The sequence below is a fragment of the Liquorilactobacillus mali KCTC 3596 = DSM 20444 genome (genome assembly GCF_000260415.1).
GTDB classification, from domain to species: Bacteria; Bacillota; Bacilli; order Lactobacillales; family Lactobacillaceae; genus Liquorilactobacillus; species Liquorilactobacillus mali.
In genome coordinates this window covers 1-13,387 of the sequence record NZ_BACP01000023.1, presented here as the reverse complement: position 1 = coordinate 13,387, position 13,387 = coordinate 1, and the positions used below count along the sequence as shown (strand labels likewise).

At 35.7% G+C, this 13,387-nt stretch carries 9 protein-coding genes and 1 pseudogene; 1 reads left to right on the top strand and 9 read right to left on the bottom strand.

Annotated elements, in window-relative coordinates; translation table 11 throughout:
- The first annotated feature begins 152 nt into the window (after positions 1-152).
- A complete protein-coding gene (locus GSM_RS03285) occupies positions 153-524 on the top strand; it encodes an MFS transporter (protein WP_003689100.1) in 372 nt (123 codons plus the stop codon).
- A 240-nt stretch (positions 525-764) separates the two neighbouring features.
- On the opposite strand, the gene GSM_RS03280 is transcribed toward GSM_RS03285, so the two are convergent.
- The 9 genes and pseudogenes from GSM_RS03280 to GSM_RS03240 all read right to left on the bottom strand — a co-directional run bounded on the left by GSM_RS03280 (position 765) and on the right by GSM_RS03240 (position 13,334).
- Complete coding sequence (locus tag GSM_RS03280) at positions 765-1,631, bottom strand: aldo/keto reductase (protein WP_029327353.1); 867 nt, start codon at positions 1,629-1,631, stop codon at positions 765-767.
- 74 nt (positions 1,632-1,705) lie between these two features.
- A complete protein-coding gene (locus GSM_RS03275) occupies positions 1,706-2,125 on the bottom strand; it encodes a MerR family transcriptional regulator (protein WP_003689102.1) in 420 nt (139 codons plus the stop codon).
- A 175-nt stretch (positions 2,126-2,300) separates the two neighbouring features.
- A complete protein-coding gene (locus GSM_RS03270) occupies positions 2,301-5,090 on the bottom strand; it encodes a cation-translocating P-type ATPase (protein ID WP_010077804.1) in 2,790 nt (929 codons plus the stop codon).
- Between the two features lie 312 nt (positions 5,091-5,402).
- Positions 5,403-6,577: pseudogene (locus tag GSM_RS13935) on the bottom strand (iron-containing alcohol dehydrogenase).
- An 838-nt stretch (positions 6,578-7,415) separates the two neighbouring features.
- Entirely contained in the window at positions 7,416-8,018 is a 603-nt protein-coding gene (gene pcp / locus GSM_RS13930; RefSeq protein ID WP_040538200.1) for a pyroglutamyl-peptidase I, read from the bottom strand.
- Positions 8,019-8,153: 135 nt separating this feature from the next.
- Complete coding sequence (locus tag GSM_RS03255) at positions 8,154-9,713, bottom strand: hydantoinase/oxoprolinase N-terminal domain-containing protein (protein ID WP_003689105.1); 1,560 nt, start codon at positions 9,711-9,713, stop codon at positions 8,154-8,156.
- Between the two features lie 3 nt (positions 9,714-9,716).
- Positions 9,717-10,823, bottom strand: coding sequence for an S-methyl thiohydantoin desulfurase family protein (locus GSM_RS03250; protein ID WP_003689106.1), 1,107 nt, complete (start codon positions 10,821-10,823; stop codon positions 9,717-9,719).
- 105 nt (positions 10,824-10,928) lie between these two features.
- Positions 10,929-12,224 (bottom strand): purine-cytosine permease family protein, encoded by a 1,296-nt coding sequence (locus GSM_RS03245; protein WP_003689107.1) that lies wholly within the window; start codon positions 12,222-12,224, stop codon positions 10,929-10,931.
- A gap of 198 nt (positions 12,225-12,422) precedes the next feature.
- Positions 12,423-13,334 (bottom strand): LysR family transcriptional regulator, encoded by a 912-nt coding sequence (locus tag GSM_RS03240; RefSeq protein ID WP_003689108.1) that lies wholly within the window; start codon positions 13,332-13,334, stop codon positions 12,423-12,425.
- Between the last annotated feature and the right edge of the window lie 53 nt (positions 13,335-13,387).

Sequence of the window (13,387 nt, the reverse complement as noted above, 5' to 3'; positions counted from 1 at the left end):
TTACTTTAAAATCATCAGTATATCGTTTCATATAAAAACTCCTACCCTAGTTATTTTATTATGGCACAACTGTCTAAATATTTGTGTACCAAATACTAGGATAAGAGCAGCTCTTCATTGTTGGATCATTAGGTACTTTACTTGGTGGGAACTTGGCAGATCGCTTAGGATTTATCAATGTATTACGGCTAAGTTTTACTATTTTACCGGTTATTTTATTACTTTTTCCTCTAATTAAAAATCCCATTTTAGCATTACTGTTTTTAATTCCACTGGGATTAATTGTTTTTATGCCCTATAGTTCTATGGTTTTACTAGGTCAGGCCTATCTACCCCAAAACATGGGACTTGCTTCTGGTGTGACTTTAGGATTAGCGGTTAGCGTTGGCGGAATTGCTTCACCAATATTAGGTAGTTTGGCTGACACTTATGGCTTATCCATGGTTCTGTACACGTTACCAATCATAGCTCTAGTACCCCTAATTGTTTCTTATTTGTTAAAAAAGCAGCACAGGTCAATCTAAATCTTCTTTTTACAAGAATATCAGTTTTTTTGTTGAACTGCATTATCTTAGTGAATTTATAAGTTTTTAATTCATATTAGAATTTATTTTCTAGCTAAGTTTAATATTTAAATACAAAAAATCACTCCTATTTAGGGACATAGGGGTGATTTGCAGGCCGCTAAAACATCAACGTCAAGTGTATAAAAAAGCTATCTATGCGCCCTTTTAACCACCTGCGTCGAAATTTGTATATATTCATCATTTTTCCGTATCCAACATTCGATTCATAAACCATTCTACTTGTTGTGGTGCATCATGGTCGAAGAAAGCAGATTCTTTCATGTCTAAAGCTGCTATTTTTTCGATGTCTTCTTTTGAAAGTTCAAAATCAAAAATATCAATATTTTCTGCCATTCGTTCCGGATGAACTGATTTTGCTAAAGCCACAATTCCTCTTTGCATCAACCAGCGAAGCACAACTTGTCCAACTGTTTTGCCATATTGTTTTCCAATTTTCGTTAGTACAGAATTTGTAAATAAATCGTGGCGACCTTCAGCAAATGGTGCCCAGGCTTCGACTTGTACTCCATATTTTTCATGCCATTTTTGGTCCTCGCTTCGTTGATTCCAAGGATTAACTTCAATTTGATTAATTTGTGGCTTTACATCATTCAGTCCAACAAATTCAATCATCTTGGGTGCTTTGAAATTTGAAATACCAATTGCACGTAAGCTTTTAGATTTTTGTGCCGCGACCATTGCGCGCCATGCACCATAAATGTCTCCATAGGGCTGGTGAATAAGATAAAGATCAAGGTAATCTAACCCCATTATCCTAAGTGAATTTTCAATCGTTTTGGCAGCTTTCACTTCTGGTGCTTGTAAAATAAACAATTTAGAAGTAACAAAGAGGTCTTCTCGAGTTACGAGCCCTTCATGTATTGCACGTCTGATTCCTTCACCTGTTTCTTTTTCATTCCCATAAACAGAAGCTGTATCAATCAAACGATAACCTGCTTTGATTGCTTGATAAACTGCTTCGGCTGTTTTTTCCAATGGAATTTGATAAACCCCAAATCCTAATTGAGGCATTTCTACACCATTATTCAATTTGATTATTTGCATGCTATTTCCTCCTCCAATATTCTTTACATTATCTATCCTAAACCTTGGAGTTAGATCCATAGCAAGAGAAAAGTTTATTTTGCCCTTTCCCATAATTTTTCGACCTTATCCGTTCCTCCATCACCTGCTTTGAATTTCGCGATATGATCATCATAAGCTTCAATTTTATAGACGAGTAAGTCTCTTACTTGCTGCATTTCAACTAGTTTTTTATCCAGTTCTTCTAATTGATCAAATAAAATCTGTTTTTGGGCGTTTTCTACATTTTGAGTATCATGTAATTGAGCCAGCTTAGCAAACTCAATTAATGATTCCACCGATAAACTAGCATTACGCAAATTTTTTGCTAAATAAATCCAATTTAAATCGTTCGTTGTGTAATCACGGTAGCCACTTGCATTACGGTGAACTGGTGGAATTACACCTACACGTTCATAATAGCGCAGTGTATCAACACTCAAATCAAACATTTCAGCCGCTTTCTTGATATTCATTAAGCTTACCCTCCCTATCTATAAAGTTATACTAAACCATGAAGTTGACTCTAAGGAAAGTATTATGAACAAATATTCTATTCAAACAAATGGATATAAACGATGCGCAGAATTTTGTAGTGCATATGTCAAATACAAATATACAGTAGAAAAAGTGTTATCTTCTAGTATTACTTTAATTAGAACTTCGTTTGCGTACTACCCATTTTCTTATTTCATCAATCAAAATAAGTGGGAACGGAATACAAACTAGAAATAACCAATCTCTATATCCTAAAGGTGCAGTTCCAAAAACTCCCTGTAGTATAGGAACATAGGTTAGCGCTAAAAATAACACTATTTCGAAAATAATGCTCACAAAAATTAGTGAATTATTCCAAAAATGTTTATGAAACATTGATTTCTTTTCATAGCGACAATTTAACACCGCAGCAATTTGACAAAAAATTATTGCGCCAAGAGTAACGGTTGTTGCTTGAGCATATACTGTTCCATTACTTGCTAAATGTGGGAAAGTATACCCAGAGAAATAATTACTAAAGAAATATGCACCTGTTGAAATAATCGAGGCCCATAATCCATACCAACAAAAAGCTTTAAACAATAGTTTTCTATTAATAAGATGCTGCTTCAATGAACGAGGTGGATTTTCCATAACACTATCTTCTGCATACTCTTTTCCAAGCCCAAGCGCTGGCAACATATCAGTGCCCAAATCAATTGAGAGAATCTGCATAATGGTTAGCGGCAACGGAATCAGCCCTCCGCTTAATAAGAAGAGAACTGATGGAACCGCTTCTGGCATATTACTATTTAGTATATATAACAAAAACTTACGAATATTACTATAGACCCCGCGACCTTCCTTAATTGCAGTAACAATCGACGCAAAATTATCATCAGTTAAAATCATATCCGCTGCTTCCTTAGCAACATCAGTTCCTGTGATGCCCATTGCAACTCCAATATCAGCTTTCTTTAACGCAGGAGCATCGTTAACGCCATCCCCTGTTACAGCAACAACTTCTCCCATTTGCTGAAGATTAGCAACCACTCGATATTTTTGCTCTGGTGCCATACGTGCAAAGACTATTTCACCTTTCAAAGCTTGCTTCAATTCACTATCAGACATTTTCTTTAAATCCTCCCCTGTTACTACATTTACATGAGAATCAGGAGGAATAATACCGATATTACGTGCAATACTTTCAGCCGTTAAGCTGTAATCACCAGTTACCATAATAATTTTTATTTTTGCTTTATGACATAACTGTGCTGCAGCACGGACCTCCTTTCTTGGAGGATCGAACATAACAATCAATCCAACAAAAATCATTTTTTGTTCGACATTCGCTATTGATGCTTTTTTTATTTCTTTTCGTAGTTCTTCTGGTAATTGCTGGCAAGCAACAGCTAAAACGCGTAATCCTTGTTTAGCATAACCGTCATTTGCGTCCATAATTTTTTGCTTTATCTCAGCAGTTAACTTTTTTACCTTCCCGTTTTCTAGATAGCTGCTACACTGCTCTAAAACACAATTTGGAGCTCCTTTTGTAAAAGTATCAAAAGTTCGTATAGCAACGTTTTCTTCTATCACTGTCATCATCTTACGGTCAGAATCAAAAGGCAGTTCCTTAATTCGTACAGCAATTTTTCTCTCCAACTCAGGATTAATGCCGCCTTTAAACGCTGCAACTTCTAAACAAGCTTCGGTTGGATCACCTAATACTTGATAACGTTTATGATGTTTATTAGGAGCTACAATTTTTGCATTATCTGCCAGCAAAGCACCTCTTAATAATTCAAATAAATCCGGATTATCCGCTGCTTTGACCTCTTTAGGACCTTCTAAAATACTCCCCTTAGGCTTGTATCCCTCACCACTAACTGTATAACTGTGCTTAATCGTCCAGAGATGATTTACTGTCATTTGATTTTGGGTCAGTGTACCCGTCTTATCAGAGCAAATAACTGAAGCAGAACCCAAAGTTTCAACACTTGCTAGTTTTTTTACGAGGGCATTTTTTTGTGCCATTCTTTGAACGGCCCCTGCTAATGAAAGGGTCACAGTCGGTAATAATCCTTCCGGAATAAAGGCCACAATCATACCTAGTCCAAAAACAAAAGCCTTGACAATAGGATAATGTACTATAAAAGTTGCAAGCAGAAAAAAAGCGATGCCGATAGCAATGGCTAAAGCTGATAGTTGTCTTGTCAGTACATTCAATTCCTTTTGCAGTGGGCTGCTATCTTCCTTTACATTTTGAGTCAAATCTGCAATTTTCCCAAAATCAGTTTCCATTCCCGTAACTACCACAATACCTATTGCGTTTCCCTTAAGCATTGATGTTCCTGAAAAAATTGTGTTTCTTAAATCGGCATGATTTCCTGTTGTATTGCGAACAACACGTGCATCCTTGTTAACAGGATTCACTTCGCCAGTTAACGTCGATTGGTCGACTCTGACATCTGTTGCATGTATTATCCTTATATCTGCAGGAATATCATCGCCTTCTTCTAACTTAACAATGTCACCAGGTACTAGTTCCTGTGCCAATATTTTCTTTTCTTCACCATCTCGAACTACGCGCGTATAAGCTGGTAACATATCCTTTAAGGCAGCAGTTGCTTTTCCCGCACGATACTCTTGCCAAAAACTAAAGCACCCATTGATAATATTAACTGCCCATATAGCTATACCCAGTTCCGTTAAATTTGCAATAAAAGATATTAAGCCAGCAACCCATAGTAAAATTGCCATTAAGCTAGTAAAATTTTTAACAAATTCTAACCATAATGGTTCTCCTTTTATTTCATGTAATACATTTTTTCCATACTTTGCCAGCCGTTCGTTAACTTCTTGTGTACTTAGTCCCTTTTCAGTGGTATCTAATTGATTATAAATAGCCATACCATCAGTAAGTTGTGCGATGGTTGTAACAAGGTCTCTTTTTTCATTTTCCATCTTAAACACCTCTTAACTCTATTCCAGCAACAAATAACAATTTTGTATTTCAATTTCGTCCTATCAAATTTCCTTATCATCTCCAATTGCGGTTAATTCAAAAGTTAAATTACTGAAAACTTCGTAGTTAGATTAAAAGAATTAAAGAGAACGCTTACATATACGAAAAATTTTTCATTCTTTCATGCGAGTTGAGATTTAATTTCCACTTTAAATAAATTGAAAAAAAAGAAATTAATTCAAAAATGAATTAAATTTCTCATAAATTTTTTCATCAACAACCATTGATAAAGAGCAGTATTTATTTTTTTACTAACTAGCATCATAAGCTGCTTGAAAGATGCGAATGATGTCTTCTTTAGTTCCCTTGCGCGGATTAGAGAAGGCATTGCCATCTTTCAAAGCATTCTCAGCCATTAAAGAAAAGTCCTCAGGCTTTGCACCGATTTCTTTAATTGATTTAGGAATACCAACATCTTCAGACATCTGTTTCATTGCCTTAATTGCTAATTCTGCTGCATCACGGGTTGATAAACCGTCTGTGTTTTCACCCATAAATTTAGCTAGCTGTGCAAAACGGTCAGGACAAGCAATTATATTATATTCTTCAACATAGGGTAGCAATAGTGCACAGCAGACACCATGAGGAGCATCGTACTGACCACCCAACTGATGAGCCATTGCGTGGACATAGCCAAGATTTGCATTGTTAAACGCCATTCCAGCCAGCATCTCAGCTTCAACCATCTTAGTTCGTGCATCAAGATTATGACCATTTGCAACAGCTTCACGTAAGGAAGTCTCAATTAATTTAATTGCCTGAATGCACTGAGAGTCTGTAATTGGGTTATGGTCAACAGAGACATATGGTTCAATTGCTTGTACAAAAGCATCCATACCAGTTGCTGCAGTCAAACCTTTAGGAACATCTAACATCAATGTCGGATCGTTGAAAGAAACCAGTGGAATATTGCGCCATGAAACAACCACAAACTTTAAATGTGTTTCTTCATTAGTGATAACTGCATGACGGGTTAATTCGGATCCGGTCCCAGCAGTAGTATTAACCGCGATTAATGGTGGCAGAGCTTTATCAAGTGTTTCAATTCCTGCCAATTTGGTAATATCATTACCATTTGTAAGAATTATTCCAGCACCTTTACCGGTATCATGAGCCGAGCCGCCACCTACTGTGATGATAGAATCAGCACCAGACTCTTGGTATAATTTTTTTACAGCCTCTATATTGTGAATCTTTGGATTAGGTTCAACCCCATTATAGATTACATAATCTACTCCAGCTTTCTTTAAGGAACTTAAAGTTTGTTGTACAGCTCCATCCTCTAAATTTTCTAAGAATTTATCAGTAACGATTACCGGTTTCTTCATATTAAAAGCATTCGTGCACGCTGACCAATCTTACTGATCACACCTGGACCGAAAAAATTAACACTAGGTACCAAAAAATCATAACTGCGTTCAACCATCTTTGAAGACCCTCTTTCGTAAATTTGGAAAAGATTAATAACTATTTCACAATCAAAGTGTAAGTCTTTTAAGAGTAAATGTCAATTTGTGATTGCTATTATTCTTATTAAAAAATATAAATGCTAAATTTTTTATTTGTGAAAAATAAATAATTTATTATGAGGTAGCATTGATTAATATGAGTCTTAACCTTTTGTGCTGTCGTTCTATTGTCAAACTCGTAACATCAATTTTATTGAATTTACATCCCATATAACAGAAAAGCCAAGTCAAAAATCAACTTTTGACTTGACCTCAAGTAAATTATTAATAAACAAATTAAAACAGCCCAGTAAGATAAAGTTTCAGCTTTTAACACATCACTTTTTCTTTTAATCTAACCAATATCCGTAGCAACAACTTTAAATCACTTTAAAATCATCCGCAACTTTATCAATTAACTACTGGACTGCTATTATAAGGGATTTCCAAACTCTGGCCTCTTTTCTAACTACCTTGCGATAGCTATTTTTGTTTCATTATCATGCAAGCATGTTAATGAAACTTCGATTATAGCGTCTGCCATAATCCCCTACATCTATAATATAGCATACATCCTAAAAAATGCAAGCGTTTCCTTTTAAAAAACAAAATATTTTTCCTATCATCGTCATTTTGAACAATTTCTTCAAATAACTTTACCCTAAGATAATCATGGGCAATATTTCTACTGAGGTGACCTTTACCTTAGCGGAAATATAAAAAATAAATTTTCGAATCATCCATTTAAAATATTGAATGTTGCTAAAATCATTGAAACCATAACTGAATCAGTTCTCTGATTTTCTTGCAAATTATTTAGGCTTCTTTAACAATAACTTCAATTGCTTTGGTAATCCCCAATACATCATCACGAATACTTAAACAAGGGGTATTCGGCCTATCAATTACTTGTGAAGGAAGAAATGGTATATGAATAAAACCACCTTTAATGTGCTTAAATTCCTTATCAATCATGTACTGAACTTGATACATAATATGGTTGCAGACAAACGTTCCAGCAGTGGTAGAAACATAACTAGGTAAAGACTCCCTTTTAATCGCTTCAACTATTTTTTTAATAGGCAATTGAGAAAAATACGCGGTTTTTCCATCAGAATGAATAACTTTTTCTAGTGGTTGTTGACCTTCATTATCAGGAATACGTGCATCATCCATATTAATTGCCACTCTTTCTGGGGTTATGCCATACCTGCCACCAGCCTGTCCGATATTTAATACAACATCAGGGTGATATTTTAAAATGGCTGCATGTACAACTTCTGCACTTTTATTAAAAACGGTTGGTAACTCTAGTTTGAAAATTTCGGCTTGTGCTATTTTATCAGGAATCATCTTGACAGTTTCAATGGCTGGATTAATCTTATCATCCCCGAATGGCGCAAACCCTGTCAGAAGTATTTTCGTTTCTAGCTCCCCCTATCTATTAATTTCTAGTTTAACTTAGTTTAAAATATAGCGTAGTGACTGTTTTAGCAGCAATTCTTAATACCAAAAACGTAAGAGAGTAACGCTTGCTGCTAGATTAATCAATTACTATTTCTTCATAAAGTCCCCAACTACTTTTGCTTTGACTTTTGTTGTTTCACCCGGTGCGTAAGCAAGAGGCATCTCTTCAATATCTACTAAACGAACACTCTCAGGATCGGCTCCCGCTTGAATTGCCTGCTTCTTTGCCAATTTTTGTGTGTCTCGCAATGCCTCTTCGCGTTTATATTGTGCATACTGATATATTTTTTCATATTGACCACCAATTTGTGCAATAGTCGCGCCTATTGCATTTGCCACGCCTCCTTGTTCATTCTTAAATATATGACTAACACCCTTTAAATAATCCGGTGCAATAATAGCACCACCTCCAACTAGAACTAAATCAACTTTTTCGGCACTGGTTTTCATTTTATCAATGGCATCTTCCAAAATTTCTGATATTTTCTTAAATGCTTTTTTTACAAACGTTCTATCAAGTCCATCGACTTTCTTAGAATCTCCTACTTTTGCTACACCCATTGCCACTGCAATGTCCGTTGCTGTGGTAGTCTGACCACCAAAGACTAATGCCTCTTGGGTAATATTATATCCTACAGAATCTGGCCCGACAGTCACCTCTCCATTACTCAACTGTCTGACAACAGAACCACCACCAAGACCAACTGATAAAATATCAGGCATTCTAAAATTGGTTTGGATTCCTCCGACATTAACTGCAAGTGATGATTCTCGTGGGAAACCATTAATCAAAACACCAATATCAGATGTTGTGCCTCCAATATCCAAAACAAGAGATTCTCTGATCTTAGCTAAATAAGCAGCTCCGCGAATACTATTTGTGGGTCCAGAACCGATGGTTAATATTGGATACAGTTTTGCATAATCTAGGGTCATCAATGTACCGTCATTTTGAGTAAGATATTTATTACATTTTTTTATACCTTCATCTTGCAGTGCTTTATCAAATCCAATTGCTACTTTATTAATAACTTTATACAAGGAAGCATTTAAAATTGTTGCATTTTCACGTGCAATCAGACCAAGGGAACCAATTTTCGATGAAATCGATATTGGTACGTCACCTAGAATTTCGGTTGCTAGTTTTTTTACACTTTCTTCTTGATCTGGATTTAAGCTAGAAAAAACACCAACAACAGCAATTGAGTCCACTTTTCCTTTCCAACCTTTTAGTACCTTCCGAATCTCATTGTAGTCAATAGGTGAAATATTATTGCCATCAAATTCATAACCACCATGGACTAGCTGATAAGTACCAGATAAAAGTGAGACCATGTCACTTGGCCATTCTGTGAACGGTACAATAGAGGCGGTTGCAGGATATCCTAGGCGAATAACACCGACTTTCGCTAAACTTTTTCTTTCTACTATGGCATTAGTTGCTTGAGTAGTTCCCAACATAACATCTGTAATATAATCTGGGTTGACACCAGACTGATTCAATACCTCATGCAGTGCATTTGAAATACCAGTTTGAATGTCCTTTGTGGTGTGTTGTTTGGTAGCAGCAATCACTTTACGTCTTTCATCTAAAATAACGGCATCTGTGTTAGTGCCTCCAACATCAATACCAATCTGATAAGTCATTTTTTATTCTCCCATCTTTGAATACTTTTCTACAAGTTGCTCCAGTGGTACATAATCTATATCATAACCAAAGTACCGTGGCCCAACAGTCGCAATACCAACCTCTGTTCGCCATTTTGAATTTGCAGGTAGACCTAGCACGTTGACTCGCTTACCGTAACGTAATTCCTCATTTGTAACTGGAATTAGGGTGTCCACGTCTACTAAAGTAATTAAATCAGGAGCTGTAGCCAAAACTTGATCATTGACTTTAAAAATAATATTTTCATTTTGAAATGATACAGAACCGAAACTCTGCTCAAATGTACCAAATCCTTCTATTGTAACTTCGCCAAAATTGAAACCATCTTTTGTCGTATGATTAATATCAGTAATTTTTCCAGTAAATAATTTATAACCCTTCGTAATCTGCAATAGCTGTGTTAATGCAGCATCAACCGTTTCAAAATCACTAGCACTGTCAATTAGTTCACCGATTTGTTTACTTAAACTAATAATTCCTGTCACACCATTTGCAACCAAATCTTTACCATGAACCGCATCTCCCGCAACTGATGAAGTTGCTCCCATTTTAACAGTGATTGTCCGGATAATTTTCTCGGCCCAATTGGCATCAATGGTATTCACTAATGCATTGTTACCACGTTCGTCGGTTATAACTATTGGTGTAACTGGATGTCCTGCTATAGCAAAGGTTGTCATCTGCAGCTCTGGAAATGCACGTCCCATACCATCTACATCAACAAGTGGAAGACCTCGACGAGCCGCGACCATGATTGGAATCATAGAATTAATACCACCGGCCTCAATTGGGTAAGTAGCATAAGCTTTTTGCCCATATGTTTCCTCTAAAAGAGGAAAAGCTTTATCATATTCATTTCCATTGGGGAATTTTTCTAATGAAACTGCGGGTGCCCCCACCATTGAAGCAGAAATTACTAAAGCATCTTCTGGTACGTCAGTTGGCTCAATTAATTGAACTGGCCCTTTTTCACGAACAGCTGAAATTGCCATTAAAGTGCCCACATATGGATTTCCACCGCCTCCAGCACCTAAAAGAGACGCTCCTATTGCAATATGTTTAATATCATCAATGTTAATCTGTGTCATAAATAAACCTTCTAACTTTGTATTAATAGATTTTTGATAACCATAATAATCGGTGTATGGTCCGTTTATAAAGAAGTACATTTCTAGATTTTAGAACAATCTTTTTTATCTCTTATCAAATATTTTCATACCAACGTAATAGACAACACTTGATACGATTAATACTGTAAAGGATTGTACTCCCCATGTCACAAAATATCCCGTAGCTGCTCCGGCAATCCAAGCTACTAATGTTACAGGATGCATGGTTTCTGTGTAACTGGGCAATGTTCCAGTCCGACGCGATTCATCTAAAATTTTACGACTTCTCTTCAGCACGTAATAATCAATAAAAATAATTGCAGCTATTGGTGGAAACACAATACCTAAAATTGTTAAAAACCCTGCAAATTTATCAATAATTCCCAAAACCGAAGCTATGGTTCCAAAAATTCCAACAACTAATGTTACACCACCACGATTAAAATCAATTTTAAATACCTGTTTAAAAAAATTAACAAATCCTAAGCTAGCCGAATATAAATTAATATCGTTGATCTTTAATGTTGACGTAATGACCAATAATATACCTAAGCTACCAGTCAATTCGTAGATAATTGGCAAAATTTCTTCTGTTCCAGTTGCGTGAGCCATCAAGACTCCTAAAACATTTACGCCTAATTCTCCAATTGTTGTACCAACAACAGTAACCCAAAAAACATCTTTCCCACTTTTAGCAAACCTTGTAATATCGGGCATTATGATAGCACCGATGATAAAGTTTCCTGTTACTAAAGTAATAGCAGTCGTTAATGTTAATTTTGCACTAGGAGCAGCCATAGAAACCAGAGTGTTTAAGCTGTGTCCTTCTAACATATTAGCTGTTGCCATGATTATCATTACTAAGAACAAAGGTAGCGAAATAACGGTCGTCCAAGCCAAGCCCTTAAATCCAAAAATAACTGAAAGTGTAACCAATAAGCCAGTTATTGTTGCTACCACACCAAAGGGCCAATGCTGACCCGAAATAGTAATAATGCCTGCAGCAAAATTTGAATTCTGAATACCAAACCAGCCGATAAGACTAATAGCAAATGCAACGCCCACCAATGCAGATCCAACAGTACCAAAGCCCGCCCACTTAGCTAAAAGGCTTGTTGGTAGACCTTCTTTTTGTCCTGCTAGTCCCAAGTAAAATGCAATAACCTCCAAAATCACACTACCTAAAATTGTAGCTATGACTGCTGTTTTAAAGTCCAATCCATAGCCGAGTTCGGCTCCCAACATGAATTGACTTAAAGCAACAAAGCCACCAATCTGAATGGCTAAAACCTGCCATAATGGTTGTCGCTTATCCATCGGAACACGACTTAGTGAAAAATCATCTACCTGCGCAACAACTTTTTGTTCTTCTTTATTCATGGTGAAAACCCTCTTTCTCAAATTTGGAAAAACAAAATAAATTAATTATAATATTCCAGCGTTTCTCATTACATTTTTATAATCCAATTCCATTTTATTTGCAATTGTTTTATTTCCAAATTTTAATCACGAGTCGAATAAAGGCGTTATAAAGGCACTAAGTTAAATATTAATTGTTCATTGCTATCTAATAAGCAACTAACTATTCCATTTTGGAATTCCACTTTTTACTAATTGATTTGTCATTACAAATTCCCAAAATAAATTAGCAGGCCTTGAATGATCCACTTGCCGTTGTCTAACTAGTACAACCTTTCCACCTTCTAAATCATTAAAAGGTACCAACTTTAATTGAGTCGTTTCTTTAGCAGGTATTATACGTTTAAGTAAAATGGAAACTCCCATATTTGAAGAAACAGATGACAAAATCATATCCAAATTCTGACCAATATATGAAATTTGAGATTTAGAAAAATCTCTTTTTAAGATGTTTAAAATAGGATCAATTTTTTTCGTACTCCAGTCCAATAAGAAGAATTTTTCATCTACCAGATCTCTGAACCGCAATTCAGGATAAGTTGCTAATGAGCTATTCTTGTTGACCGCAACTACAAATTTTTCGTCCTCCCCAGCGAGTGCTTCATAGTATAATAAATTAATGTGTTCACTCATTTGATGGAAAAATAAAAAATCAACTTCCTCTGGCGAAACATCTTTTTCCCAATCACGCATGCTTGATTCTTGAAAGCGGACCTCTATAGCTGGATATTTTTTTTGGAATTCTTTAATCACTTGGAAAATATGATAGTTAACGATTGATGGAATTGTAGATATTGTTACTGTCGGATGTGGTTCCTCCAACTGAAGTAGTTCATATTCCATTCGGAATTCTTGGTCAAGCATTCTTATAAAATAGTCAAAAACTAATTTTCCTTGTTCATTAACTACGACACCATTATTATTTCTTTTTACCAAAGGACCGAATTTTTTTTTAAGAAAAGCAACATATTTCGAAACAGTACCTTGACTCATAAATAATCTTTCAGCCGTTTTTGTAAAACTTCCTGTAACACATAGGGTTAAAAAAACTGCAATTTGTTTTTCAAACATAACTTTCTCCCCTTTTTACGTAATGATAAGACCTATACTTTGTATTAATAATG